This is a genomic window from Rhodococcus sp. OK611, assembly GCF_003050885.1.
Lineage (GTDB): Bacteria > Actinomycetota > Actinomycetes > Mycobacteriales > Mycobacteriaceae > Rhodococcus_G > Rhodococcus_G oryzae.
This window is the reverse complement of the sequence record NZ_QAOZ01000006.1, coordinates 153,969-180,416: the sequence shown is the minus strand read 5'-3', so window position 1 is coordinate 180,416 and position 26,448 is coordinate 153,969. Positions and strand designations below refer to the sequence as shown.

Sequence of the window (26,448 nt, the reverse complement as noted above, 5' to 3'; positions counted from 1 at the left end):
CTCGTCAACCGCGCACAGGCGGCGCAGCCGCCTAGACCTCGATGATCATCGCGATGCCCTGGCCACCGCCGCCACAGAGGGCCGCCGCGCCCTTGCCGCCGCCGCGCGCCTTGAGCGAATGCGCCAGGGAGAGGACGATCCGCGCGCCGGACATGCCGACCGGGTGCCCGACCGCGATGGCACCGCCGTGGATGTTGACCTTGTCCGCGGCGACGCCGAGCTGACGCATCGACGCGATCGCGACACCGGCGAAGGCCTCGTTGATCTCGAGCAGGTCGAGGTCGGCGACGGTGGTCTCGCCGTCACGCTTCAGCGCCGCCTCGATGGCGTTGGCGGGCTGGTGCAGCAGGGAGGTGTCGGGGCCCGCGACGAGGGCGTGCGCCTTGATCTCCGCGATCCACTCGATGCCGCGGGCCTCCGCGACGTCCTTGCGCATCACGATGACCGCGGCTGCGCCGTCAGACAGCTGCGAGGACGCGCCCGCGGTGATGGTGCCGTCCTTCGCGAACGCCGGACGGAGCTTGCCAAGGGAGTCCACGGTGGTCCCCGCGCGGATGCCCTCGTCGTCGGCGACGGTGACGGCGCCCTTGCGGGACGCGATCTCCACCGGCGCGATCTCGGCCGCGAACGCGCCCGACTCGGTCGCGGCGGCGGCGAGGCGGTGCGACCGGGCCGCGAACTCGTCCTGCTCGGCGCGGCTGATGTTCTCCGAGGCCTGGTAGCTCTCGGTGGACGCGCCCATCGACACGCCGTCGAACGCGCACACCAGAGCGTCGCGGTCGAGGGCGTCCTCGAAGCCGGTGGTGCCGTACTTCAGTCCGGTCCTTGCGCCGCGCACCAGGTACGGCGCGTTCGTCATCGACTCCATGCCGCCCGCGACCACGACATCGGCGGCGCCGGTGGCGATCAGCCGGTCGGCCTGCATGATCGCCTCGAGGCCGGACAGGCAGAGGTTGTTCACGGTGGTGGCGGGCACCGTCATCGGCAGGCCTGCTGCGACCGCCGCCTGCCGCGCCGGGTTCGGGCCGACACCGGCCTGCACCACGGTGCCCATCACCACTGCGTCGACACCGTCGGTACCGAGGCCGCTGCGTTCGAGGGCGGCGGCGATCGCCCGCCCACCCAACTCCGCCGCCGTCAGCGACGCCAGCGCGCCGGAGAGCTTGCCGATCGGGGTCCTGGCCCCTGCCACGATGACACTGGTGCTCACGCCTGAATCTCCTTCGTCGTTCGATCACCGCACACGGGTGCGGGTTCGATCCATCGTCCCATCCGCTCCCCTGGGCGACCGTCGTGGGCGGTGACGGCCTCAGCGTTCCCCGTCGACGCGGTAGCGGATCAGGCGGGAACTGTTGGCGACCACGGCGACCGAGGACGCGTTGTGCAGGATCGCCGCGAACACCGGGGACAACGCGCCGCCCGCCCCGACCAGCAGGCCGAGCGCGTTGACGGCGATGGACATCGAGTAGTTCTGCCGGATCAGGCGGACCGCGTGACCGCCGAGGTCGCGGACCTCGAGCAGTCGGGTCAGATCGTCGCTCGCGAGCGCGACGTCGGCGGTCTCGACGGCGACGTCCGTACCCGCCAGGCCCATCGCTATCCCGATGTCGGCCGCGGCGAGCGCCGGTGCGTCATTGGTGCCGTCGCCGACCATCGCGACCACATGGCCCTCCGCCCGCAGCCGCTGCACGACCTCGAGCTTGTCGTCGGGGAGCACCTCGGCCCGCCACTCCTCGATACCCAGCTCCGTGGCGACCGCGGCGGCCGTCTCCGGATGGTCGCCGGTGAGCATGATCACCCGCCGCGCCCCGGTGGCCCGCAATCGGTCCAGGACCGACTGCGCCTCCGGTCGCAGCTCGTCGCGCAGGCTGATCAGGCCGACCAGCCTGCCGTCGACGGCCAGCAGCAGCGGAGTCTCCGCCCGGCGACGTAACCTGCCGACCCAGTCGGCGGCCCGTTTCGACACCCGCACGTTCTCCGATTCGAGCAGCGACACGCTGCCGAGCAGCAGTGTCCTGCCGTCGGCCCAGGTGCGCATGCCCAGCCCGACGAGCACCTCGCACTCCTGGTGCGGCGGGATCTCGATGTGCCGTTCCGCCGTCGATCGCAGCACCGCCTCGGCCAGCGGATGCCGCGAGTGGATCTCGGAGCTCGCGGCGTAGGCCAGCACCTGATCGGGTCGCCAGTCCCTCGCCAACGCGACGATATTGGTCACCACGGGCCTGCCGACGGTCAGGGTTCCCGTCTTGTCGAAGACGAACGCGTCCACCCGGCCTGCGTCCTCGAGGTGCGAGCCGCCCTTGATGAGGATCCCCCGCCGGGCGCCGTTGCCGATGGCCGCGCTGATCGCCGTCGGCGTCGCGAGCCCGACCGCGCACGGGCAGGCGACCAGCAGCATGGTCATCGCCCGGCGTACGTCCCGCGTCACCGCCAGTGTCAGCGCGGAGAGTACGAAGGAGGCGGGGACGAACCGGCGCGAGAAGTTCTCCCCCACCGTCTGGATCGCGGCCCGGTCCTCCTGCGCCTCCTCGACGCGGGTGATGATCCGACCGATGGTGGTGTCATCACCGACCGCGTCCGCCCGCACCAGCAGCCTGCCCCGCATCACGACCGAGCCGGCGTGCACCCTCGCCCCCGCGACGATGCTCGCGGGCAGCGTCTCGCCGGTGATCGCGGACCGGTCGACGATGGCCTCACCCTCGATCACGATCCCGTCGACCGCGAGGGCGACGTGCTCGTGCACGATCACCTCGTCGCCGATCTCCAGTGCGTCGATCCCGACCTGGACCTCGCTCCCGTCGGCGGTCCGGACCCAGGCGGTGTCCTGGGTGCCCTTGAGCAGGTCCGAGATGGCGCGTCGGGTGCGGCGCAGGGTCAGATCCTGAAGGTACTCACCGATGTTCAGGAGCCACAGCACGGTGAGGGCGACGACGTTCTCGCGGAGCACGAGGCTGGCGACGGTCGCGGCCGAGACCAGCGCGTCGGTGCCGGGCGCCCTGCTGCCGCGCAGCGCCCGCAGCGCCCCACGCAGGAAGGGGTATCCCGTGAACACCGTCGCCCCGGTGGCCACGGCGCGTCCGGTGGGGCCGAGCAGCGCGGGCCTCCCGAGTGCGTACCCGCGGAAACCGAGCAGCACCAGCGCCACCCCGCCGACCGCCATCCGCACGACGTCGGCGTTGCCGATGTCGGCGGAGGTGGGCGCCCGATCCGGCACCAGGGCGTCGGGGATGAGCCTGCTGTCGCGGATGGCCGCCGCGAATCCGTCCCGGTCGGCGGTGCGGGGCGAGTACCAGATGACAATCGAGGCGGTGCGCGGATAGGCGTGCACGGCCCGCACCCCGGTCAGGGCGCCGACGGCGTCCTCGACTGCGACCGCCCGTGGCCTGCTGCCCCGCAGCCACGGCGCGTGCATCCGCACGCGCCCACCGGCATCGGAGAGGACGGTCAGGTCTCCGACTGCGGTCGGAACCTGATGCAGGACTGCCGGTTCCGCGGACATCTCACCCTAGTGAGCGTGCCCGTGGCCCGCGTCCGCAACCCCTGGCGGCGGCACCTCTTCGCCGAGCCGCTCGCGCGCTTCGGCCACCACGTCTGCCATCGTGAGGCGGGCGGACTCCGCGCCTTCCTCCGCCTTGCGCGCTCCGCGCAGGCCCCACTCGGTGGCCGTCACGGCGGCCTCCCGCAACGGCGCCCTCGCGACGATCCGCCGCGCCCCGTTGTAGGCGGCGACCCCCACGGCCCCGGTGACCACGGTCGAGGCGGCCTTGATGATCAGTCCGTGCAGAGGCATCGTCGTTCCTCCTGCTGGTGCGGCGTACGTCCATTGTGACGCACCGACCCGCGATCGCGGAGCCCTATCGGGAACCCACGGACGGCGTCGCGGCAGCGCCCGGCGCGACCGACCGCACCACATCGGCGAGCCTGCGGTAGCCGTCGACGCGCCCGCTGGAGGAGCGGAACACCAGGCCGATCGTCCGGCCCGGCGCCGGGCTCGCGAACCGGGCGGTGGCGAGGTCGCCGCGGCGGGTCTCCACCGGGACCGCCGAGTCCGGCACCAGGGTCACCCCGAGGCCGCCGGCGACGCACTGCACCACGGTCGCGAGCGAGGTAGCCCTTGTGTCCCCGGACGACGGGTGCGCGTCCACCGAGCGGCACAGGTCGAGGGTCTGGTCGCGGAGGCAGTGCCCCTCGTCGAGCAGCAGCAGCGGCAGGTCGTCGAGCACCTGTGGCGACAGGTCGACCCGACCGGCCAGCTCGTGGTCACCGGGCACCACCATCACGAAATCCTCTGTGTAGAGGGGGATCTCCACCAACCCGGTCGCCTCCGACGGGAGCGCAAGGACCGCGACGTCCAGCACGCCCGCGCGCAGCGAATCCAACAGCCGGGCGGTCTGGTCCTCGATCACCTGGGGCACCACGGCCGGCAGCTCCGCACGCATCGCAGGCAGCAGGGCGGGCAGGACGTACGGCGCGACGGTCGGGATCAGACCCATGCGAAGCGGGCCGCCGAGCCGGTCCCCCACGCCGGCCGCTGTGGCGACGAACCCGTCCGCGGCCTCGAGGATCATCTTCGCCTGCGCGAGCAGCTGGGTGCCGGCGTCCGTCACGAGCACCCGACGGGTGCTGCGCTCGATCAGCTGCACCCCGAGCCCGTTCTCGAGCGCCGCCAGCGCCTGCGACAACGTGGGCTGGCTCACATTCAATCGCGCTGCCGCGGTACCGAAGTGGCGGTATTCGGCCACCGCGACGAAGGCACGCAGCTGCGACAGTGTGGGTTGATAAGTCTGATCAGCCATGCCTATCAGTGTAGTGGCATATATCGCCTTTACCTTTTGAAAGGTTTCGGGCACTATGGACTCATACCAAAGAGCGCAGGTCAGCGGGGAACCGCGAGACCCGCTCCCGGTATCGAAATCACCCCGGCGCAGCCACCAGTGTGGTTGCCCGTGCCCGAAGATCCATCACAAGTAGGAGGACGAGACATATGGCTCTGCTGACCATCGGCGACCAGTTCCCGGCGTACAACCTCAAGGCCGTCATCGGCGGGGACCTGTCCAAGGTCGACGCCCAGCAGCCCGACGACTACTTCACCCAGGTCACCAGCGACGACTACGCGGGCAAGTGGCGGATCGTGTTCTTCTGGCCCAAGGACTTCACCTTCGTGTGCCCCACCGAGATCGCCGCGTTCGGCAAGCTGAACGAGGAGTTCGCGGATCGCGACGCCCAGGTGCTCGGCGCCTCGGTCGACAACGAGTTCGTGCACTTCCAGTGGCGCGCACAGCACGACGAGCTCAAGACCCTCCCCTTCCCGATGCTCTCGGACCTCAAGCGTGAGCTGGCCGAGGCCACCGGCGTCCTCAACGCCGACGGTGTCGCGGACCGCGCCACCTTCATCGTGGACCCGAACAACGAGATCCAGTTCGTCTCCGTGACCGCCGGTTCCGTCGGCCGCAACGTCGACGAGGTGCTGCGCGTGCTCGACGCACTGCAGTCCGACGAGCTGTGCGCCTGCAACTGGAAGAAGGGCGACCCGACCATCAACGCCGGCGAGCTGCTGGCCGAGAGCGTCTAGTCATGAGCGTCGAGAACCTGAAGAACTCGCTGCCCGAGTACGCCAAGGACCTCAAGCTGAACCTCAGCTCGCTGTCCCGGTCCACCGAGCTGAACGAGCAGCAGCTCTGGGGCACGTTCCTCGCCGCAGCGGCCGCCACTCGGTCCGCGACCGTGTTGCGGGAGATCGCGGAAGAGGCCGCCGACAACCTGTCGGCGGAGGCATACAACGCCGCCCTCGGCGCCGCGTCGATCATGGGCATGAACAACGTCGCGTACCGCGCAAAGGGCTACCTCGGTGAGGATTACACCCAGGTGCGCATGGGCCTTCGCATGAACATCATCGGCAGCCCCGGCGTCGAGAAGGCCGACTTCGAGCTGTGGTCGCTCGCCGTGTCGACCATCAACGGCTGCGACCATTGCACCGGCGCCCACGACGCGGTCGTCCGCAAGGAGGGCCTGACCAAGGAACAGGTCTGGGAAGCCGTCAAGGTCGCCGCGACCCTCCAGGGCGTGGCCCAGGCGGTCACCGCCAGCGAGGCCCTCGCGGGCGCGAGCGTTTAGCCCGGCTTCACCCGTCACATCCCGAAGGTGTCTTTTGTGCGATCGGATAGCACAAAAGGCACCTTCGGTCGTTACCGGCGGTATCGTTTAACGATGAGTATCGAGGTTGACGTCGTCAGGGTCTTCACCGATGCGAACGGCCACCACGGCAACGCATTGGGCATCGTGGATGCGGCACTGGTGCCGGCGGATCGCAGGCAGGGCCTGGCCGCCGAACTCGGGTTCAGCGAGACGATTTTCGTCGAGCTGCCCGGCCCGGGCGCCGCGAGCACGCGGGCGCAGATCTTCACCCCAGCCACCGAACTGCCCTTCGCCGGGCACCCGACGGTGGGCCTGTCCTGGTGGCTGCGCGAACGGGGCGCGGCGGTCGACGTCCTCGAGGTCCCGGCGGGCCCGGTCACGACCTACGTCGATCACGGGATGACCTGGGTACGCGCCAAACCCGACTGGGCGCCCGAGTTCACCCTGCACCCGAAACCCGACTCCGCCGCGGTGGTCTCCACCAGGGCGGACTCGTTCGACTCCGGACACCACTACGTCTGGGCCTGGGCCGGCGAGGGTGCGATCAGATCCCGAATGTTCGCCCCGCTCATGGGGATTCCGGAGGACGAGGCCACCGGTGCGGCTGCGGTCCGGATCACCGAGCACCTGCGTCGAAGCCTGCACATCACCCAGGGGCGCGGCTCGCAGATCTACACCGTCTACTCGAAGGACGGATGGGTCGACGTCGGTGGACGCGTACACCCGGACCGCACGCTGAGCGCGTAGACCGACCGGCTACCCGGACAACGCGCGATCGACCGCGGCCTCGATGAGTTCGTCGATCTCGCTCTCCGAGAACAACTCCGGCAGCGTCAGCCGATCGACGATCAGCCAGTTCAGCGCGAGGTAGAGCAGGCGGACCGTGGTGGCGTCGCCCGGCATGCCCGCCTGCAGGTGGTTGGTGACGTTGAAGTCCAGGTCGGCCCGGATCCGTTCGGTCAGCACCGCGCGCAACTCGGGTCGCCGGGTCGCCTCGAGCCTGAGCTCGAGCAGGGCGAGGAAGCCCGTGCGGAACTCGGTGATCCTGCCGACGACCTCGCGCATCAGCCCGACCAGATGATCACGGTCGTGCGGACCCCCGAGGCTCTGCGCCAAGGACTCGTCGTCGGGGGTCAGCCGCTCGTAGAACCGGCCTCCCGCCTGAGCCAACAGGTCGTCGCGGTTGGCGAAGTAGTTCGACGCCGTACCCGGCGGCACCCCCGCTCGCGAATCGACGGCCCGGAAGGTGAGCCCGCGCGCACCCAGTTCCGCCAGGACCTCTATCGCGGCGTCGACCAATGCCGCTCGTCTCTCCGGATTACTCCGCACTTGACACCACTCCATCCGTAGTACTACGTTCAGACCACTCCAAACAGAGTACTACGGACGGAGCAGCTGTATGCGCAAGCTTGTGTACTACGTGGGAATCTCGCTCGACGGTTACATCGCCGGCCCGGGCGGCGAGTGGGACTTCATGCTCTTGGACGACGTGACGACATGGATCACCCAGCGATACCCCGACACCGTCCCCACCCACATCCGCCCGCACGTCGGCCTCGAGGGCACCGACCGCCAGGCGTTCGACACGGTGGTCATGGGCCTCGGGACCTATCAGCCCGGACTCGACGTCGGAGTCACCAGCCCCTACGCCCACCTGAAGCAGCATGTGGTCTCGACCACCCTCGGCGAGATCGCCGACCCGGCGGTCGAGCTGGTCACCGGCGACCCGCTCGGCCTCGTCCGCGAGCTCAAGGCCCAGGAGGGGATGGACATCTGGCTCGCGGGCGGCGGAAAGCTGGCGGGCACCCTGCTGCCCGAGATCGACGAGCTCGTCATCAAGCGCTACCCCGTGATCGCGGGGGCAGGCATCCCGGCGTTCGACGGGGCGTTCCTGCCGACGCGGTTCACCCCGACCCGCACCGAGTCCTTCGACAGCGGCGCCTCGGTCAGCTGGTTCTCCCGGACCCCGGCGGCCTGACCCGACACGGGGCCGGTCGCCGTCAGCTCTCCGGCGACCGGCCCGCCGCCAGATCGGCATCGCTGAGCAGCACCTCGATCTCCCCGCCCAGCGTCACCCCCGGGGCCAGCGGCAACCGGTCGCCGCTCCAGAATCGGCCCGGGTCATACCAATTCGTCTTGCGGCGCTCGGTGAGCAGCCCCATGGACTCGTAGGTCTGCGCGACCACCTCGGCGCAGTACGCGCTCTCGAGCCCGGCCGAAGCCTCCGCGGAATCCCGGGCCGAACTGCGCCGCAGCGACGGCAGCCGGCCGCCGAACCAACGGGTGACCAGCTTGGCCGTGGACGGGAACGGCGTGCCGTCCAGCCGCGCGACGGTGCGCATCAACGCGTCCTCCTGCTCCCGGGTCACCGGCTCCTCGAGCTGCCGCAGCCAGCCGCGCTGACCGTACTTCGCACCCCACACCTGAACCGCCTGCCGCAGGTCGTGCAGCTGTACCCCGCGCTGGAACCGTCCGGTCCACATGTCCTGCAAGGAATGTCCGAGCTCCGCGTGCCACATCAGCGGCGGCATGTCGTCGAGAACCACCGACATCCCGACGTGGTTCACCGGGCTGTTCGTCAGCGTCTGGATCGCCCGATCGGCGCCCGAGTGCCCGCGGAAGATCCAGATGTCCCCGGTTCGGGTGGCATCCACGGCCTCGTCGAGGCTCACCTGCGATTCGTGCATCCGGCGACTCATGCACCTAGCCTAGAGCGATGCGCATGGACGGCAGGAACGTGTGGAAGCTCGTCGGACTCGCGGGCGTCGTCGGGGTCGCGGCAACGGGGGCACTCGCCGCGCGCGCCGAACGCAAGCGCCGCGCCTACACCCCCGACGAGGTCCGGTCCCAGCTGCACGCCCGTTTCGCGCAGGCCACCGCCGCGGCCGACCTCCCCCGGGTGGATCTGATCGAGGTGAAACCCACTCTGCGCGAACGCCTGTCGGGCCTCTTCCGGCGAGTTCCCCGACCAGGCGGGAAATGACATGACCGATCGTATGGCCCGAACGCCGCAGGTTTCCGACGCGGTCTGGGATAGATCGGACTTCCCCGACGGTTCGACATGGACCGTGGTCCTCACCGGAGCCGAGCGGTCGGAGATCGTCGGGGCGGCTAGATCCGACGCCGCCGACGCCTCACGCCTGTTCCCCACCCTTCGGGCCCGGTGCGCCCAGTGGGCGCACACGCTGAACTCGGGATGCGGATTCGTACTGCTGCGCGGATTCCCGCTCGACGAACTCGGAACCGACGAGATCGAGCGGGCCTACCTCGCGCTGGGTCCAAGCTCGGAGATCCGGTGAGTCAGGATCGCGACGGCTCGGTGCTCACCCACATCCGCGACGAGCGGATCGAGCGAACCGATCCCACCGTCAGGCTCTACCGGACCAGGGAGCGCCAGGATTTCCACACCGACGGTTCCGATCTCGTCGCGCTGCTGTGCCTGGCCAAGGCGGCCACCGGAGGCGAGAGCTGGATCGCCAGCTCGGCAGCGATCTACAACGAGGTGCTGCGGCGGCGGCCGGATCTGCTCGAGGTCCTCTACTCCCCCATGCCCTGGGATCGCAACGGCGAGGAGGCCGCGGGCGACCCCCAGTACTTCGAACTCGCCCCACTCAATGACATCGGCGGATCACCCCGCCTGTTCTACATCAGCTGGTACATCCGCGACTCCCAACGGCACCCGCAGGCCCCACGCCTGACGGCCGAGCAATACGAGGCCATCGAACTCATCGAGGCCATCGCCAACGAGCCGCGCTTCCACGTCGAGATGGTCTTCGAACCCGGCGACGTCCAGATCCTGAACAACGGGCGCATCCTGCACGCCCGCAACACCTACCAGGACCATCCCGATCTCGACAGGCGCAGGCACCTGCTGCGATTGTGGCTGTCGGCCGCCAGCGCACACAGCGTCGCGGAACCGCTGCGATCGGGCATCCCGCGCTGACCCAGGCGGCGATCCCGGCAGGGGGTCGTAAGGCCCTAGCCGTGCCCGATCCCCGGGCAGATAATTGGCTGCATGGACTACGCGGTACCGGACACCGGCGTCATTCAGAGCGCGGTCGATCTTGCGTGCCGCGCGCCATCGGTGCACAACAGCCAGCCCTGGCGGTGGCGATACTCCGCGGGTCGGCTCGACCTGTTCAGCGAGCGCACCCGGCTCCTGCCCTCCGCCGATCCGTCCGGACGCCAGCTGCACATCAGCTGCGGCGCCGCGCTCCATCACGTGGAGGTCGCCCTCACCTCGCTGCGCTGGCGATCGGACATCGCCCTCCTGCCGGAGCCCAGCCTGCCCCGGCTCGTCGCCGCCATCCACTGTCACAGGGACGCGACCCCGCGCTCACACGACTTCGACCTGGTCACCGCCATCCGCCACCGCCGCACCGATCGCAGACCCTTCGGCCCACTCGCCCCGGAGACGGGGCCGGCCGCGCGGCTGGGCGATCAGGCGGGCAGGTTCGGCATCACGCTGACGGTCCTCGCGCCCGAGGCGAGGACAGCGCTGGCCGCCGCGACCGATGCCAGCTCCGCGGCCAGGCGCTACGACGCCGATTACCAGGCCGAACTGCACTGGTGGGCCGGGCACTCCCTCACCGGTGAGGGGATACCTCCCGAGTCGCTGGCGACCACCGGCGAGAGCGCACACGTCCCGATCGGACGAGCGTTCCCTCGCCCCGGCAGGCAGGAGTCGACGCCCCGGCCGGGTGTCGACGAGTCCACCGTGCTGATGCTGAGCACCGATTCCGACTCACCTGCGTCCTGGACGCGGTGCGGGCAGGCGCTGTCCGCGGTCCTGCTCGAGGCGACATCGAGAGGGATCGCGACCTGCCCGCTGACGCACCTCACCGAGGTCGGTCGGAGCCGGGACATGATCGCGGCGCTTGCGCCCGGCGCCGGACTCCCCCAGGTCCTGCTGCGGATCGGCTCGGTCACCGGCTCGCCCCCGGCGGGGCGCACGCCGCGCCGATCGACCGCAGAGGTTCTCACCCTGCACTGAACCGTCGACCGGCCGGCGCGAGCGCTCAGCCGAGCGCCTTGAGGACCCCCGCCGCCATCTCGGCCACCTCGTCGTCGGTCATCACGAAGGACGGCGAGAACTGCATGGCGCCGACGCCCGCCGCGCGACCCGAGATGCCGTGCTCCCGAAGGGTCTTGACGAACGGCAACGCCTCCGCGGGGTCCGCGAGCTGCACCGCCGCCACCGCACCGAGACCGCTGCGCACCTCCGCGACCCGCGGGTGTTCGGCCAGCGGGGACAGGTGCTCGTGCAGCGAACGCTCGAGCCGGGCGGACTCCTCGAGGAGGTTCTCCCGCTCGAGGATATCGAGGTTCGCCAGCGCCGCGGCTGCCGCGCCCGCGTGCCCGCCATAGGTGTACCCGTGCCGCCACCACACGCCACCGGAGAAGAAGGGCTCGGCGACCCGGGGCGCGATGAAAACCGCACCCATCGGGACGTATCCGGAGGTGAGGCCCTTCGCCGTGGTCACCATGTCCGGCTGCAGGTCGAAACGCGTCGAGGCGAACCACGACCCACCGATCCGGCCGAAGCCCGTGACCACCTCGTCGACGACGAACAGGATGTCGTGCTCGCGGCAGATCTGCCGAACCTCGGAGAGGTAGCCCTCCGGCGGCAGGTAGATCCCCCCCGCGCCGATGATCGGCTCGACGAAGAAGGCCGCGATCGTGTCCGCGCCCTCCCGCTCGATGAGTTCGAGCAGGCTCTTGCCGTTGTCCCACTCCACCGTCCTGGCATCCGGCATCAGCTCGCCGTAGCCTTCCCGGTTCACCGGGATGCCTGCCAGCGCGGTGCCTGCAACGTGCATGCCGTGGTAGGCCTTCTGCCGCCCGACCACGATCCGCTTGTTCGGCTTGCCCATCTCGTGCCAGTAGCGCCGGGCCAGCTTTGCCGCGGTGTCGACGGAGTCCGAGCCGCCCGAGGTGAAGAAGATCTTGCTACCGGGCACCGGCGCGATCGCGGACAGGCGCTCGGCGAGCGCGAATGTGGTCTCAGGCGCGAAGTCGCCGAAGTTGGAGAAGTGCGCGATCGACCGGAGCTGCGTCGCGACCGCGTCCGCGATCTCGGCGCGGCCGTGCCCGACGTTGGTGAACCACAGGCCCGCTGTCGCGTCCAGGTAGCGGTTGCCTTTGTCGTCCCAGATGTACGCGCCCTCGCCGCGGCTGACGACAAACGGACCGCCCTCGCTCACCGCGCCCATGTCCGCGAATCCGTGCCACAGTGCCTGGGTGTTCGTCACGCCATCTCCTCGCTCTCGCCGGTGGCGATCCCTTCCGCCGCCATCCGGCGCTCGGTTCCACCGTATCGCCACCGCTGGGCGAGCCTGCCCGCGGCGTTGACCGCGAACGACATCAGCACCATGGCCAACAGCAGCACCACCAGCCCGATGGACATCTGCAGGTAGCCCTGCACGCGGGGATCGATGAACGGATACGGGTACCAGTCGACGATCGGGCCGCGGACGAGTGTGTAGACGCCGTAGACGACCGGGAACGTCAGCCAGGTCATCGACTGCCCGTCGGTGATCCGCATCCGCGGCGGGTTGATCAGCCAATCGAGGAAGATCGCGAGCGGCAGGATCTCGTGAAGGAGGACGTTGATCCATTTGTCCTGCAGCATCACATCGACGTTGGCGAGCAGGACCGCGTAGATGATCCCGGTGATGACCATGTACACGGTGGTCGCGCCGCGAAAGAGCTGCCAATTCCGCGACTGCGGGTCCCCGAACGCCCCGGCGAGGAACACGATCACCGTCAACACGTTGCTGAGGATGGTGAAGTAGCTGAAGTAATTGGTGGTCGAGAACGTCTCGCTGTCGATGTTGCGCAGCGGGATCCAGACCAGCGCGAGGATCCCGAGACCGGCGAACACCAGCCGCAGCGCCCGCCAGACCGGATTCGTGTGTGGGTAGACCGGGGTATCCGTGGCAGCAGTCACCCGCAGATGTTCGCACAGGGCAACAACGGGCTGCGGTATTTGAGTGGCGGCCTTTCGATAGGCTGGTCCGAGCATGTCCACCACACCTTCGCCCGAGCTGCCCGACGTCGACCGGCGCGAGCTCAAGCGCCGCCTGGCCCACCTCTCCCTCCGAGACGAGCACCGACTCCGACGCCGTCTCGACCGCGCCTCGAACCCCGAGGCCCTCACCGGGGTCCTCCGGGAGGTGTCGCAGGCGGAGGCGCGCATCGCCACTCGCCGCGCCAACACCCCGAAGACCAGCTACCCGGACAACCTTCCGGTCAGCCTGCGCCGTGACGACATCGCCGCCGCGATCGCGGCGAACCAGGTCGTCATCGTGGCCGGCGAGACCGGATCCGGTAAGACAACCCAGATCCCGAAGATCTGTCTCGACCTCGGGCGTGGGGTGCGCGGGCTGATCGGGCACACCCAGCCGCGCCGGATCGCGGCGCGCACCGTCGCCGAGCGCATCGCCGAGGAGTTGGACACCCCGCTCGGCGGGGCCGTGGGGTACACGGTCCGCTTCACCGACCAGGTGTCGGACGGCACCCTGATCAAGCTGATGACCGACGGCATCCTGCTCGCCGAGATCCAGCGCGACCGGATGCTGCGCCGGTACGACACCCTCATCATCGACGAGGCGCACGAACGCAGCCTCAACATCGACTTCATCCTCGGCTACCTCAGGGAACTGTTGCCGCGGCGGCCCGATCTGAAGGTGATCATCACCTCCGCGACGATCGACCCGGAGCGCTTCGCACAGCATTTCGCCGTGAACGGGGTGCCCGCACCGATCGTGGAGGTCTCGGGACGCACCTTCCCGGTCGAGGTCCGGTACCGGCCCCTGAGCGTCGACGTCGGCGAGCAGACCATCGATCGCGACCCCGTCGACGCGGTCGGCGAGGCGGTCGAGGAACTGCTCGGTGAAGGCGACGGCGACATCCTGGTGTTCCTCTCCGGCGAACGCGAGATCCGCGACACCGCCGACGCGCTGCGGGACCGCAAGCTGCGCGGCACAGAGATCCTGCCCCTGTACGCCCGGCTGTCCGCGGCCGAGCAGCACCGGGTCTTCGAGCGGCACACGGGCCGCCGGGTGGTGCTCTCGACCAACGTCGCGGAGACCTCGCTGACGGTCCCCGGCATCCGGTATGTCATCGATCCCGGCACCGCCCGCATCTCCCGGTACTCCGTGCGCACCAAGGTCCAGCGGCTGCCGATCGAGGAGATCTCGCAGGCCTCGGCCCGCCAGCGGGCCGGACGCTGTGGCCGTGTCGCAGACGGCATCTGCATCCGCCTCTACTCCGAGGACGACTTCGAGTCACGTCCGGCCTTCACCGAACCCGAGATCCTGCGCACCAACCTGGCGTCGGTGGTGCTGCAGATGACCGCCCTCGGCCTCGGCGACATCGCCGCCTTCCCGTTCGTGGAGGCGCCGGATCCGCGCGCCATCCGTGATGGCGTCGCGTTGCTCGAGGAACTCGGGGCGATCAAGCCGGGCGCCAAGGACGGCGTCACCGAGCTGACACCGGTGGGGCGGGAGCTCGCCCAGTTGCCGGTGGACCCCCGGATGGCCCGGATGCTCGCTCATGCGCACAACACCGGGTGCCTGCGCGAGACCCTCATCATCGTCGCCGCGCTGTCGATCCAAGACGTGCGCGAGCGGCCGGCCGAACACCAGCAGGCCGCCGACGAGAAGCACGCCAGGTTCACCGTGGGCGGCTCCGATTTCCTCGCCTACCTGAAGCTGTGGGAATACCTCGGCGAGCAGCGGAAGGAGCTGTCCTCCAACCAGTTCCGGAAGATGTGCAAGAACGAGTTCTTGCACTGGCTGCGGATCAGGGAGTGGCAGGACCTGCACGGCCAGCTCGCGCAGATCACCCGTGGGCTCGGCTGGACCGGCAACGACCAGCCCGCCGGCGAGGCCTCGGTGCACCAGGCGCTCCTGTCCGGGCTGCTCTCCCACATCGGCCTGCGCGAGGGCGACAAGCGAGACTTCCTCGGCGCCCGTGGCGCCCGGTTCGCGGTGTTCCCCGGTTCCTCGCTGTTCAAGAAGCCGCCACGCTGGGTGATGGCCGCCGAACTGGTGGAAACCTCCAGGCTCTGGGGCCGGATGGCGGCCGGCATCGAGCCCGAGTGGGCGGAGAAGCTGGCGCCGCACCTGATCAAGCGCACCTACTCCGAGCCGCACTGGTCGACCAAGCGCGCCTGCGCGATGGCGTACGAGCGGGTCACGCTGTACGGCATCCCGCTGGTCGCCAAGCGGGCGGTCACCTACAGCTCGATCGACCCAGAGACCTCGCGGGAGCTGTTCATCCGGCACGCGCTGGTCCAGGGCGAATGGCAGACCCAGCACAAGTTCTTCCATCAGAACCGGGCCCTGCTCGAGGACGTCGAGGAGATGGAGACCAGGGCACGCAGGCGCGACATCCTGGTCGACGACGAGGCCCTCTACGAGTTCTACGACCAACGCGTCGGCCAGGAAGCCGTGTCCGCCAGGCACTTCGACACCTGGTGGAAGCGCGCCAGGCGCACGGAACCGGACCTGCTGAACTTCACCGCGTCGACCATCGTGAACGCCGATGCCGCCGGGGTGCTCGGCGGTGATTATCCGAACACCTGGCGCCAGGGCGAGATCTCGTTCCCGCTGACCTACCAGTTCGAACCCGGGACCGAGGACGACGGCGTCACCGCACGCATCCCCGTCGCGCTGCTCGCCCAGGTCCGCCCGGTCGGCTTCGACTGGCTGGTGCCCGGCATGCGCGAGGACCTGGTCACCGCGCTCATCAAGACGCTGCCGAAACCGTTGCGCCGCACCGTGGTCCCCGCGCCCGACTACGCCAGGGCGGCGCTGTCGGCCGTCAAACCGCGATCCGAGGCGTTGACCATGGCGATCGCCAGGGAACTGTCCCGAATGGCAGGCGTCCCGATCTCGCCCCGCGACTTCGACCTGAGCGCGGTCCCCGATCACCTGCGGATGACCTTCGCCGCGGTCGACGGTTCGGGCAAGGTACTGGGCCGGAGCAAGAGCCTGACCGGGCTCTCCGCCTCGCTCTCGCCCCGCGTCGACGTCGAGGTGGCCAAGGCCGCCTCGAGCACCGAGCGTCCGGCCGCCGCGGTCTGGACGTCGGAGACACTCGGTACCCTGCCGGACAGCGTGACCCGCACCATCGCGGGCCAGAAGGTGGTCGGATACCCGGCGCTCGTCCCCGAGAAGGAGGGCGTCGCGGTCCGGGTCCTCAGCACCCCGCTCGCGCAGCGCCAGGCGATGCGCGAGGGCACAAGGGCCCTGCTGCTGAGCGCCATCGTCACCCCGACCAAGTCCGCGATCTCCGGCCTCGGCACCCGGGATCGGCTGGCCCTGAGCCAGAATCCGCACGGCAGCGTGGAGGCCCTCGTCGAGGACTGCCGGGCCTGCGCGGTGAATGAGCTGATGGACGCGAACGGCGGGCCGACCCGTACCCCTGAGGCGTTCGAGAAGCTGCAGGCCGCGGTGCGAGCCCAGCTCGCCACCCGGGTGGCGGTACTGGTCCGGTTGGTGGTCCCCGCGCTGTCCCGTGCCCAGGAGCTGCGCGTGATCCTCGATCGCGCCACGGGAGAGGCCGCCGACGATGTGCGCGAGCAGCTCGAGACGCTGATGTATGCCGGATTCGTCACCGACACCGGCACCGACCGGCTGCGGGAGCTGCCCCGGTACCTGGAGGGCGCCATCCGCCGTCTCGAGGCGCTCCCCGCGAGCGCGGGGCGCGACAGCCAGGGCTTGGTGATGCTGGACGCGGTGTACGAGGACTATGGCCGGTTGCTCGCCCGTCTGGACGAGCGCAGACACCACGACCCGGATGTGGACGCGGTCCGCTGGATGATCGAGGAACTGAGGGTCGGCCTGTTCGCGCAGTCGCTCGGTACCCCGTACCCCGTGTCCGAGAAGCGGATCCGAAAGGCGATCGCCGCGATCACCAGGTGACGGTCAGTCGGTCGCGGATTCTTCGCGATGCACGCGCAGGTCCTTGATCTCGCGCTCGAAATCCTCGGCGGAGCTGAAAGAGCGGTACACCGAGGCGAATCGCAGGTAGGCCACCTCGTCGAGGTCGCGGAGCGGGCCGAGGATCGCCAACCCGACCTCGTTGCTGGGGATCTCGGCCGATCCGGCCGCGCGCACGGCCTCCTCGACCTTCTGGGCGAGCTTGTAGAGCGCGTCCTCGTCCACCGCCCGGCCCTGGCAGGCGCGCCGGACGCCGCGGACCACCTTCTCGCGGCTGAACGGCTCGGTCACGCCGCTGCGCTTGACCACCGAGAGCACCGCGGTCTCGACGGTGGTGAACCGCCGACCGCATTCCGGGCACGATCGCCGCCTGCGAATGGCGTTGCCCTCGTCGGCTTCACGAGAGTCGACCACGCGCGAATCGGGATGCCTACAGAACGGGCAATGCATGGCGAATCCTTCGTCGGAACCGAGGAGCCCTGTACGACCACTGGATGTGGTGGGGCTGACAGGGTTCGAGGATACCGCCGCCGGGCGCCCGAGGGCGCGCATCGGGGTTCAGTCCACCGGTCCGACGGGCACCACCAGCGATTGTCCCGCCTGCACCGAGGCTCCTGACATGGCGTTCAGGTCGAGAATCCGCGCCACGACCTGCTCGACACGGCCCTCCGGTGCGACGCGCGACGCGACGTCGCTGAGCGTCTCTCCGCCCTGCACCTGCACCACCGCGGTCTCGCCGAGGGCGAACTGCGGGTTCGACCGGGCCTGCGCGATCCCGAGCAGGCCGGCCACGGCGACCGCCGACAGCAGCATCCCCACGACCAGCGCGCCGAGTCCGCTCTCCCGCTCGCTCTTGCCGTGAACCGCCCTCGACACCGGCATCGGCGCCCGGCCGTATTCGACGAAGCCGTCCACCCGGCGCCTGCGTGCGACCACCTGTCGCGATCTGCCGCCGTTCGGGACCGTGTTCTTCGGGACCGCCCTGCTCGTGGGAACTGCCATGCTCATGGGGACTGCCATGCTCATCGGAACCTCCGCCGGTGATGGTTTCGCTTCATTCGTTCACACGTTCGAGTGAACGCATGTTCGATTTCTACCACGACGGTCCGACAAAGTCTCGACTTGACGCGACACATCTCGAACAGATGTTTGAAACATGCTGGAATCCGGTCTAGATTCGTGTCAGAACCCACATCGACACGGGAGGCCCTCCATGAAGGACGACAGCTCCAACGACGGCTCGGCCGCCACCCCAGGCGGAACCGACCTCGCGGCGGGGCTCACGGATCGACAGCGCCGGGTGCTGGAGGTGATCCGCGCCTCGGTCAGCGAACGCGGCTACCCGCCGAGCATCCGCGAGATCGGCGACGCGGTCGGGCTCACCTCGACCTCGTCGGTCGCGCACCAGCTCCGCACGCTCGAACGCAAGGGATTCCTGCGACGCGATCCCAACCGTCCGCGCGCCGTGGACGTCCGCGGGCTGGACGACGGTGTGGCGGCCTCCGACACCGAGGCCGGATTCGAGCACGCGGCGCAGCCCGCGGGCGAGGGCACCGAGACCCAGCTGCCGAAGCCGACTTTCGTCCCCGTGCTCGGACGGATCGCCGCAGGCGGTCCGATCCTCGCCGAGGAGGCCGTCGAGGACGTGTTCCCCCTCCCCCGCGAGCTCGTCGGCCAGGGATCGTTGTTCCTGCTGAAGGTGGTCGGCGAATCGATGATCGAGGCGGCGATCTGCGACGGCGACTGGGTGGTCGTCCGGCAGCAGAGCGTGGCCGACAACGGCGACATCGTGGCCGCGATGATCGACGGCGAGGCGACCGTCAAGACATTCAAGCGGAGCAAGGGCGAGGTGTGGCTGATGCCGCACAATCCGCTGTTCGAACCGATCCCCGGCAACGACGCGGCCATTCTCGGCAAGGTCGTCACGGTGATGCGCAAGATCTGATCGGCCGAGACCGAACCCCGGTACGCACGAGAAAGGCCGCGGCACCCGGTGCCGCGGCCTTTCTCGTGTCCGGTCCGATCAGGACAGGTTCAGTCCCCGGCCGATGATCTCCTTCATGATCTCGGTGGTGCCGCCGTAGATGGTCTGCACGCGAGAGTCCATGTACGCCTTGGCGATCGGGTACTCGCGCATGTAGCCGTAGCCGCCGTGCAGCTGAAGGCAGCGATCGATCAGCTTGACCTGCGCCTCGGTGGTCCACCACTTGGCCATCGCGGCCTCCTGGACGGTGAGCTTGCCTTCGTTGAGCTGCTCGATGAACTTGTCCACGAGGATCCGCACGGCGGTGGTCTCGGTGGCGAGCTCGGCGAGCACGAAGCGGGTGTTCTGGAAGCTGCCGATCGGCTTGCCGAACGCCTTGCGGTCGCGGACGTACTGCATCGTCATCTCGAGGCAGGATTCCATCGCTGCGGCGGCGACGACGGCGATCGACATGCGCTCCTGCGGCAGGTTCTGCATCAGGTAGATGAAGCCCATGCCCTCCTCGCCGAGGAGGTTGGCAGCGGGGACCCGCACGTCGGTGAAGCTGAGCTCGGCAGTGTCCTGCGCCTTGAGGCCGATCTTGTCCAGATTACGACCGCGCTCGAAGCCCTCCATGCCGCGCTCGACGACGAGGAGCGAGAAGCCCTGGGCGCCCTTGTCCGGGTCCGTGCACGCGACCACGACCACCAGGTCGGCGTTGATCCCGTTGGTGATGAAGGTCTTCGAGCCGTTGAGGACCCAGTGGTCGCCGTCGCGCACCGCGCGGGTCTTGATGTTCTGCAGGTCGCTGCCGGTTCCTGGCTCGGTCATCGCGATCGCGGTGATGATCTCACCGGAACAGAAACCGGGCAGCCAGCGCTTCTTCTGCTCCTCGTTGGCCAGCTTGAGCAGGTACGGCGCCACCACGTCGTTGTGGAGCATGAAACCGACGCCACTGAAACCACCACGGGTGGTCTCCTCGGTGATGATGGCGTTGTAGCGGAAGTCCTCGACGCCGCCGCCGCCGTACTCCTCGGGCACGTCCATGCCGAGGAAGCCCTGCTCGCCCGCCTTCTTCCAGACCTCACGGTCGACGATGTTCTGCTCTTCCCACTTGTCGTGGTTGGGAGCGACCTCCTGCTCGAGGAACTTCTGGTAGGACTCCCGGAAGAGAAGGTGCTCGGGCTCGAAAAGCGTGCGTTCCATCAAGGCTCCTGTGTGTCGACGTAGCTGCCTGCCAGGCTAGGCGTCGTCCGACTCGGCGGTCGATGACCCTAGCGAGCGCAATCTGTGACCAACAGCGACTCCCGGCCGCGGCGACGAGTGGGTCACCGACGCAGCCGCGCCAGCGCCCGCATCAGCGGGTACCCGACGAGGATCCCGACCGAGCCCCACGCGATGCCGCCGAGCTCAACCGAGCCGACCATCAGGGTGAGGTTTCCGATGCCTGCCACCAGCGCCGCGGCGACCACCGTGAGATTCACCGGATCGGTGAAGTCGACCATGGCCTCCATCCAGATCCGCACGCCGAGAATGCCGATGAGCCCGTAGAGCACCAGCGTCGCGCCGCCGATCACGCCGTCCGGCACGGTGAACACGAGGGCACCGAACTTCGGCGAGAACGCGAGCACGATCGCCGTCGCCGCCGCCACCCAGTAGGCGGCGGTGGAGTACACCCTGGTCGCCGCCATCACGCCGATGTTCTCCGCATAGGTGGTGGTGCCGGAGCCACCGCCCGCGCCGGCGAGGGTGGTGGCGAGACCGTCCGCGAAGAGCGCGTCGCCCGCGACGTCGTCGAGCGACCGACCGGTCATCGCCGCGACCGCCTTGACGTGACCGACGTTCTCGGCGATCAGCACGATCACCACTGGGAGCGCGAGCGCGATCGCCGACCACTGGAAGCTCGGCCCCCGCAGGTGCGGCAGGCCCACCCAGGCCGCCTCACGCAGCGCGTCCACCCGCTCGGTCGACAGGCCGCCGGTGACCGCCGCGAACACCCACCCGATCACCACGCCGACGAGGATTCCCAGCCTGCCGAGCAGCCCAGGACCGGCGGCGGTGACGACGAGGATCGCGACGAGGGTGACGGCCGCGATCAGCGGCTGGGCCTGAAACGAGCCGACCGCCGCAGGCGCCAGGTTCAATCCGATCAGCATGACCACGGCACCGGTCACCACCGGCGGCATCACGGCGTCGAGCACCCTGGCGCCCGCGAGCTTGACCACGATGCCGACCAGCATCAGCACGACGCCGACGGCCAGCACCGCGCCGAGCTGCGCGGCGGGTCCGTCGGCCGCCGAGGCGGTGAGCGGAGCGATGAAGGCGAACGACGAACCGAGATAGCTCGGGATCCGGCCCCTGGTGATGACGAGAAACAGCACGGTGCCGATCCCCGAGAACAAGAGCGTGGTCGTCACCGGGAATCCGGTGATCGTCGGCACCAACAATGTCGCGCCGAACATCGCGATCACGTGCTGCATGCCGATTCCGACCGTGCGGGGCCACGACAGCCGCTCGTCGGGTGCCACGACAGCACCGTCTGCGATTCGCTTGCCGTCGCCGTGCATCTGCCAGCGGAATCGGGATCCGCCGGCGCCCGTCGTCATCTCCTGCTCAGTCACGGGGGCCAATTCTAGGACGCGACACCGCATTCGCGCCCATGGAGGAAACGGTGCGATCGATCGGCCCCTCGGCTAGCGTTACCGCCCATGAACGGGCCAGCTGGTCCGTGACTTCCGTTCCCGAGGAGTTCCATGTCTATTCGTCCCACTTTGGGGAGTGTTGGCGAACATGAACTGCAGAACGAATTCGGCACGACAGAACGTGCCGAGCGGTTCTATTCCGATCAGATGCTCAATCACCTGAACCCGACAATGATCGAGTTCGTAGCCCGGCAGGAAATGGCGTTCATCGCGACCGCCGATGCACACGGCGAATGCGACTCCACATTCCGGGCGGGTGAACCGGGCTTCATCCACGTCATCGACCCGCGGACCGTCGCGTATCCGGAGTATCGCGGCAACGGGGTGATGGCCAGCCTCGGCAACATCAGGGAGAACCCTCATGTCGGGATCCTGATGATGGATTTTGTCCGCGACCTGATCGGTCTCCACGTCAACGGTTCGGCCCGCATCGTCGAGGACGTCGACCTCCGTGCCCAGCTGGCCGACCTGCCCGACACACACGCCAACGGCCGCACGCCCGAACGCTGGGTGGTCGTGGATGTCGAAGAGGCATACATTCACTGCCGCAAGCACATTCCACGGATGGCGCCCGTCGACCGGGATCGGTCCTGGGGCACCGATGACGTGCGCCGAAAGGGTGGCGACTACTTCGACGCCAAGGGAACCCCGCACGAGCTGCCGGAGCCGGTCGCGCCGGCCGCAGAGATCCCGGCCGAGCCCGCGAAGGCGCCCGCGCGGAAGCGGACCTCGAAGAAGGCGGCCAGCGGAAAAGCCCCTGCCAGCAAGACGACTCCGGCGACCAAGACTCCGGCCACAAAGACACCGGCGGCCAAGACACCAGCCAAGAAGGCCCCCGCACGAAAGGCCGCTCCACGAAAGGCGGTCGCCGCGACGGCTGCCACCTCACGGACCCCGGTCAAGAAGAGCGTCACCCAGAAGACCACCGCCGCACGCATTGCGGCGAAGCGGGCGGGCGCTTCGGAGCCGGCCGTCAAGGAGTGACCGGAGGATCTACTGCCGGGTCCAGGCGATCAGATCGTCGGCGGTCCACGTGTTGACCACCCGGTCGGTCCCGATCCCGGCCGCCTGAGCCCGCTCACACCCGTATCCCTGGAAGTCGAGCTGGCCGGGCGCGTGCGCGTCGGTGTCGATCGCGAACAGGCAGTCGCGTTCGAGTGCCAGCTCGATCAGGCGCGCGGGCGGATCACGACGCTCGGGCCTGCTGTTGATCTCCACCGCCGTGCCGAACTGGCGGCACGCCTCGAACACGACCTCCGCGTTGAACTTCGACTCCGGCCTGGTCCCTCGGGTGCCCTCGACCAGCCTGCCGGTGCAGTGCCCGAGCACGTCCACATGCGGGTTCGCGACGGCCCGCACCATCCGTCTGGTCATCGCGTCGGACTCCATCGCGAGCTTCGAGTGCACGCTCGCGACAACGATGTCGAGTTCGGCGAGCAACTCCTCCTCCTGATCCAGGGAGCCGTCATCGAGGATGTCCACCTCGATCCCGGTCAGGATGCGGAACGGCGCGAGCTCCGAGTTCAACTCCGCCACCACCTCGAGCTGTCGGCGCAACCGCTCCGCGGATAGTCCGTTCGCCACCGTCAGCCGCGGCGAATGGTCGGTCAGTGCGCAGTACTCGTGACCGACCATCGCGGCCCGGCGCATCATCTCCCCGATGGGGCTACCGCCATCGGACCAGTCCGAGTGCGTGTGCAGGTCGCCGCGCAGCGCCGCGAGCAGCGCCCGCCCACCCTCACCGATCTGGCCGGCCTTCGACTTCACCTCGGTCAGGTAGGCGGGCACCCCGCCCGTATACGCCTCCGCGATCACCGCGGCCGTCTTGGGCCCGATCCCGCTCAGCGCGGCCCAGGTCCCGGTGCGGCCGAGCCGGTCCCGCTGCTCGTCGCTCAGTGCCTCGACGATGTCCGCGGCGCGGCGGTAGGCCTTGACGCGGTGCGTCTCGGCCCGCGATCGCTCGAGCCAGTATGCGATCTCCCGCAACGCCTCGACAGGGTCCATGTGTACATCCTGAGCCTTCGGTGGTGGCCTGGCCACCGATTACGAACAACGCCCGTCGTTCTACTGCGCGAGCAAGCCCGTGCGCTCGGCGACCCAGTCGAGCTCGCGGGCCAGCGCTGGTCCCCACACCTGCGGGCTGTGGCCCCCGGGCAGCTCGTAGTAGCGGACGTTCATCCCGGCGGACCTCGCTGCCGCGAACATGCGCTGCTGTTGGGGTCGGTACTCCTCGTCACCGCTGCCCGACACGAACACCCCGGCCAGCTGCGGCATGGAGGTCACGGCCAGCAGGTCGCGCGCGTTCACCGCAGCGAACGCGGACTCGTCGCCCCCGAACGTCGCGGCAACCGTGCTCGCGTGGTCACCGAGGGACGGCTCGTCCTGGCCCGAAATGTCCACGAAGGTCGGATAGACGTCCGGGTGGCGGACCGCCAGCTGGACCGAGCAGGTCCCGCCATAGGAGAAGCCCCCGATCGCCCGGTGCTCGGGATCGTTGTCCACCTGGAGGTGGCCTGCGATCCAGTCCGGCACGTCCCGCGCCAGATAGGTGTCCACGTTTCCGAGCTGTGAATCCAGGCACAGCGGCAACGCATCGGTGGCGCCGAGCGCGTCCGGGACCACGACGACCGGGGCGAGTCCGTCGTGTTCGGCGGCGAATGCGGTGACCGTCTCGGCCAAAGCGCCGAGGGTGAGCCAGTCGTCCGGCTTCCCGGGATTGCCCGCCACGAGTACCAGCACAGGAAGCATCGCCCGCGGGGAATCCAGATAGGCGGGCGGCAGGTAGAGCAGCGCGGGCCGTGACGCGAAACCCGACACCGCGCCAGGGATCTCGACGTGCGTGAGCATCCCGTCCCGGGTCGAGCGCAACGGCCGTCGCCAGACACTGGCCACGGGATCACCCGTCTGGACCGCGGCCTGTGGTCCTGGCACCGCGGCGAAATCCGTCGCCAGAGCGCCGGGGGGCGCACGATGGCCGATCACCGCACCGAGGGTGGGAAAGGTGCCGAGATCCTCGTTCACCACTCCTGCACCGCACGCGAGAAGCGCCGTGGCCGTCGCGAACGCAAGCGCCACCCTCCCACGACCCCGGGGACGAAGCAGGCAGACCGCTGCCGCGAACACGCCGAAGAGGCCGACTGCGATCCCCAGACAGCTCTGCACCGACAATTGAGGTGGCAGCGGTCGCAGTGCCGACCACACCGCGACCGCGATGCAAGCGGATGTCGCCACGGCGAGGCCCGCGACCGTCCCACGCACCCGAATCGAGACCCCTCGCAGCGCCGTGCTCGCGCCGACAAGCCCTCCCACCCCAAGAACGACAACAGCGGTCGCTGCAAGGGCGCCGGTCATCGACACCTGCGAGAGCGCGCTCAACACGGCATTGGCGTACATCGGACCAGTATCACGAGCGGTCCGGTCCCGACACCAATCGGACAATCGTGGCCGCCTGCGCCGGCGTGGCGCTCGGCGTCGAATCAGGTCCGACGACTGGCGCGGGGCGGTAGCTGAGTTTGCGCCCACTCCGCCCACTCGCGGTTCATGGTGTGGAAGCGTTCGCCCCACTCCATGGCGATCCGACCGTAGACCGACAGATCGGTGTCGTCCCAGTCGATGGTGGTCTTCAGTGCGGCCAGCTCGCCGTGTGCTTTGAGTGAGCGATCCTCGACATCGCGGAGGTACTGGCGAGCATGCTCCTGGGAGTCGACGCCGAGGAAGAACACGCGCAGCAGCATTTCGTTCCGCGCCACCCGCTTGGGTTTCGTGGTGGTGAGCCAGGTGCGCAGGTCGTCGAGCCCGGCGTCGGTGATCGTGTATTCCTTGCGCCCGCGCGGACCCTCGTCGGTGACGGCGATCAGTCCGGTATCGGCGAGTTTGGTGAGCTCGGTATAGATCTGGCTCTGGGTCGCGGGCCATACGTTCGCGAGGGACTCCTTGAAGCGCCGTAGCAGGTCGTAGCCGCTGGCCGGTCGATCGGACAGCAGCCCTAGCAGCGCGTAGCGGAGACTCATGACATTCACTCTACATTCCAGTATTGACATGTCGAGACTGGAGGCTCATTGTTTGACATGTCAGAACTGGAATGTCAACGGCTAGGAGCCTGACGAGATGACGTACCTTCGCACTTTCGCCCCGTGGATCGTCTACGCCGTGATTCCGTCGCAACACTGGCAGTGGTCCGCGGTGATCGCGCTCGTCATCGCGCTGGCCGGTATCGCCCAGCAGATCCGCGCCGGGCAGCGATGGGACGCGCTGATCATCGATATCGGATCGGCGGTGTTCTTCACCGCACTGACGGTCCTGGCGCTCACCGATCCGGACACCGCGCTGCATCCGTACATGCCCGCCATCTCTTCCGGGGTGCTCGCGCTGATCGCCGGCGTCTCGCTGCTCGTGCGGGTGCCGTTCACCCTGCCGATCGCCAAACAGACTACGCCGCAGGAGTTCTGGGATCAGCCGATGTTCATCCGGACCGCCTACATCCTGACCTCGGTGTGGACGGCGAGCTTCGCGATCGGCTGCATCGCGCTGACCGCGCTCGCCCATTCCTCCTCGGGCCTGCGCACCACGGTGCAGGTGCTCGCCTTCGTCGTCCCGGTGTTGTTCACCCTCCGCTACGTCGCCCACATCCAGGCCAAGGCGAAGCTACTCGGCCAGCCCGCAGCCTGACCCTTCGCGAATCCCTTCGAAAGAACAGGTA

Annotated in this window: 26 protein-coding genes and 1 pseudogene; 12 read left to right on the top strand and 15 right to left on the bottom strand. The window is 68.9% G+C overall.

Features of this window, described 5'->3' with window-relative positions; genetic code table 11:
* Positions 1–31: 31 nt before the first annotated feature.
* From C8K38_RS09440 to C8K38_RS09425, 4 genes are all read right to left on the bottom strand, one after another.
* On the bottom strand, positions 32–1,210 hold the full coding sequence (locus tag C8K38_RS09440) for an acetyl-CoA C-acyltransferase (RefSeq protein WP_097211246.1): 1,179 nt from the start codon (positions 1,208–1,210) through the stop codon (positions 32–34).
* Positions 1,211–1,309: 99 nt separating this feature from the next.
* Positions 1,310–3,499, bottom strand: coding sequence for a heavy metal translocating P-type ATPase (locus C8K38_RS09435; RefSeq protein ID WP_097211245.1), 2,190 nt, complete (start codon positions 3,497–3,499; stop codon positions 1,310–1,312).
* A gap of 6 nt (positions 3,500–3,505) precedes the next feature.
* Positions 3,506–3,790 (bottom strand): DUF1490 family protein, encoded by a 285-nt coding sequence (locus C8K38_RS09430; protein WP_077041399.1) that lies wholly within the window; start codon positions 3,788–3,790, stop codon positions 3,506–3,508.
* A 64-nt stretch (positions 3,791–3,854) separates the two neighbouring features.
* Positions 3,855–4,796, bottom strand: coding sequence for a LysR substrate-binding domain-containing protein (locus tag C8K38_RS09425; protein ID WP_097211244.1), 942 nt, complete (start codon positions 4,794–4,796; stop codon positions 3,855–3,857).
* Between the two features lie 188 nt (positions 4,797–4,984).
* On the opposite strand from C8K38_RS09425, the gene C8K38_RS09420 reads away from it, so the two are divergent.
* From C8K38_RS09420 to C8K38_RS09410, 3 genes are all read left to right on the top strand, one after another.
* Positions 4,985–5,572 carry a peroxiredoxin gene (locus C8K38_RS09420; RefSeq protein WP_077041398.1) on the top strand — a complete coding sequence of 196 codons (588 nt, stop codon included), beginning with the start codon at positions 4,985–4,987 and terminating at the stop codon, positions 5,570–5,572.
* A gap of 2 nt (positions 5,573–5,574) precedes the next feature.
* Positions 5,575–6,114 carry a carboxymuconolactone decarboxylase family protein gene (locus C8K38_RS09415; protein WP_097211243.1) on the top strand — a complete coding sequence of 180 codons (540 nt, stop codon included), beginning with the start codon at positions 5,575–5,577 and terminating at the stop codon, positions 6,112–6,114.
* A 93-nt stretch (positions 6,115–6,207) separates the two neighbouring features.
* Complete coding sequence (locus C8K38_RS09410) at positions 6,208–6,882, top strand: PhzF family phenazine biosynthesis protein (RefSeq protein ID WP_097211242.1); 675 nt, start codon at positions 6,208–6,210, stop codon at positions 6,880–6,882.
* Positions 6,883–6,891: 9 nt separating this feature from the next.
* Here C8K38_RS09410 and C8K38_RS09405 read toward each other — a convergent pair whose 3' ends face one another.
* Positions 6,892–7,464, bottom strand: coding sequence for a TetR/AcrR family transcriptional regulator (locus C8K38_RS09405; RefSeq protein WP_097211241.1), 573 nt, complete (start codon positions 7,462–7,464; stop codon positions 6,892–6,894).
* A gap of 70 nt (positions 7,465–7,534) precedes the next feature.
* Between C8K38_RS09405 and C8K38_RS09400 the strand changes: the two genes are divergently transcribed.
* On the top strand, positions 7,535–8,113 hold the full coding sequence (locus C8K38_RS09400; protein WP_097211240.1) for a dihydrofolate reductase family protein: 579 nt from the start codon (positions 7,535–7,537) through the stop codon (positions 8,111–8,113).
* Positions 8,114–8,135: 22 nt separating this feature from the next.
* On the opposite strand, the gene C8K38_RS09395 is transcribed toward C8K38_RS09400, so the two are convergent.
* Positions 8,136–8,834 carry a hypothetical protein gene (locus C8K38_RS09395; RefSeq protein WP_097211239.1) on the bottom strand — a complete coding sequence of 233 codons (699 nt, stop codon included), beginning with the start codon at positions 8,832–8,834 and terminating at the stop codon, positions 8,136–8,138.
* A gap of 17 nt (positions 8,835–8,851) precedes the next feature.
* Here C8K38_RS09395 and C8K38_RS09390 point away from each other — a divergent pair, with 17 nt between their 5' ends.
* From C8K38_RS09390 to C8K38_RS09380, 4 genes are all read left to right on the top strand, one after another.
* Positions 8,852–9,118, top strand: coding sequence for a hypothetical protein (locus C8K38_RS09390; protein WP_097211238.1), 267 nt, complete (start codon positions 8,852–8,854; stop codon positions 9,116–9,118).
* Between the two features lies 1 nt (position 9,119).
* The gene (locus C8K38_RS27585) at positions 9,120–9,434 is read left to right on the top strand and encodes a hypothetical protein (protein ID WP_257017362.1); all 315 of its coding nucleotides are present in this window, start codon (positions 9,120–9,122) and stop codon (positions 9,432–9,434) included.
* Positions 9,431–10,078 (top strand): TauD/TfdA family dioxygenase, encoded by a 648-nt coding sequence (locus C8K38_RS09385; protein WP_257017361.1) that lies wholly within the window; start codon positions 9,431–9,433, stop codon positions 10,076–10,078. Before C8K38_RS27585 ends, C8K38_RS09385 begins: the two co-directional genes overlap by 4 nt.
* 72 nt (positions 10,079–10,150) lie before the next feature.
* On the top strand, positions 10,151–11,128 hold the full coding sequence (locus C8K38_RS09380; RefSeq protein WP_097211237.1) for an Acg family FMN-binding oxidoreductase: 978 nt from the start codon (positions 10,151–10,153) through the stop codon (positions 11,126–11,128).
* Between the two features lie 25 nt (positions 11,129–11,153).
* Here the strand turns inward: C8K38_RS09380 and C8K38_RS09375 are convergent, their stop codons facing one another.
* A complete protein-coding gene (locus C8K38_RS09375; RefSeq protein ID WP_097211338.1) occupies positions 11,154–12,347 on the bottom strand; it encodes an aminotransferase family protein in 1,194 nt (397 codons plus the stop codon).
* A gap of 35 nt (positions 12,348–12,382) precedes the next feature.
* Entirely contained in the window at positions 12,383–13,084 is a 702-nt protein-coding gene (locus C8K38_RS09370; RefSeq protein WP_097211236.1) for a Pr6Pr family membrane protein, read from the bottom strand.
* 73 nt (positions 13,085–13,157) lie between these two features.
* Between C8K38_RS09370 and hrpA the strand changes: the two genes are divergently transcribed.
* Positions 13,158–17,066 (top strand): ATP-dependent RNA helicase HrpA, encoded by a 3,909-nt coding sequence (gene hrpA, locus C8K38_RS09365; RefSeq protein WP_097211235.1) that lies wholly within the window; start codon positions 13,158–13,160, stop codon positions 17,064–17,066.
* A gap of 3 nt (positions 17,067–17,069) precedes the next feature.
* Here the strand turns inward: hrpA and nrdR are convergent, their stop codons facing one another.
* Complete coding sequence (gene nrdR, locus C8K38_RS09360) at positions 17,070–17,534, bottom strand: transcriptional regulator NrdR (RefSeq protein ID WP_077041388.1); 465 nt, start codon at positions 17,532–17,534, stop codon at positions 17,070–17,072.
* A 108-nt stretch (positions 17,535–17,642) separates the two neighbouring features.
* Positions 17,643–18,110 (bottom strand): LysM peptidoglycan-binding domain-containing protein, encoded by a 468-nt coding sequence (locus C8K38_RS09355; protein ID WP_143548428.1) that lies wholly within the window; start codon positions 18,108–18,110, stop codon positions 17,643–17,645.
* A gap of 187 nt (positions 18,111–18,297) precedes the next feature.
* On the opposite strand from C8K38_RS09355, the gene lexA reads away from it, so the two are divergent.
* The gene (lexA, locus tag C8K38_RS09350) at positions 18,298–19,029 is read left to right on the top strand and encodes a transcriptional repressor LexA (protein WP_097211233.1); all 732 of its coding nucleotides are present in this window, start codon (positions 18,298–18,300) and stop codon (positions 19,027–19,029) included.
* 78 nt (positions 19,030–19,107) lie between these two features.
* Here the strand turns inward: lexA and C8K38_RS09345 are convergent, their stop codons facing one another.
* Together C8K38_RS09345 and C8K38_RS09340 are read right to left on the bottom strand one after the other, a co-directional pair.
* Positions 19,108–20,253: an acyl-CoA dehydrogenase family protein gene (locus C8K38_RS09345; protein ID WP_027499503.1), complete on the bottom strand. Its 1,146-nt coding sequence runs from the start codon at positions 20,251–20,253 to the stop codon at positions 19,108–19,110.
* A gap of 122 nt (positions 20,254–20,375) precedes the next feature.
* A complete protein-coding gene (locus tag C8K38_RS09340) occupies positions 20,376–21,653 on the bottom strand; it encodes a uracil-xanthine permease family protein (RefSeq protein WP_373560242.1) in 1,278 nt (425 codons plus the stop codon).
* 147 nt (positions 21,654–21,800) lie between these two features.
* Here C8K38_RS09340 and C8K38_RS27580 point away from each other — a divergent pair.
* Positions 21,801–22,460: pseudogene (locus C8K38_RS27580) on the top strand (pyridoxamine 5'-phosphate oxidase family protein); the annotation flags it as partial.
* Between the two features lie 282 nt (positions 22,461–22,742).
* Here C8K38_RS27580 and C8K38_RS09330 read toward each other — a convergent pair.
* From C8K38_RS09330 to C8K38_RS09320, 3 genes are all read right to left on the bottom strand, one after another.
* Entirely contained in the window at positions 22,743–23,753 is a 1,011-nt protein-coding gene (locus tag C8K38_RS09330; protein ID WP_097211231.1) for a PHP domain-containing protein, read from the bottom strand.
* A gap of 60 nt (positions 23,754–23,813) precedes the next feature.
* Positions 23,814–25,142 carry an alpha/beta hydrolase gene (locus C8K38_RS09325; RefSeq protein WP_097211230.1) on the bottom strand — a complete coding sequence of 443 codons (1,329 nt, stop codon included), beginning with the start codon at positions 25,140–25,142 and terminating at the stop codon, positions 23,814–23,816.
* 83 nt (positions 25,143–25,225) lie between these two features.
* Positions 25,226–25,759, bottom strand: a complete 534-nt coding sequence (locus C8K38_RS09320) for a PadR family transcriptional regulator (RefSeq protein ID WP_097211229.1) — start codon at positions 25,757–25,759, stop codon at positions 25,226–25,228.
* Positions 25,760–25,856: 97 nt separating this feature from the next.
* Here C8K38_RS09320 and C8K38_RS09315 point away from each other — a divergent pair, with 97 nt between their 5' ends.
* Positions 25,857–26,417 (top strand): hypothetical protein, encoded by a 561-nt coding sequence (locus C8K38_RS09315; protein WP_097211228.1) that lies wholly within the window; start codon positions 25,857–25,859, stop codon positions 26,415–26,417.
* Positions 26,418–26,448 lie beyond the last annotated feature (31 nt).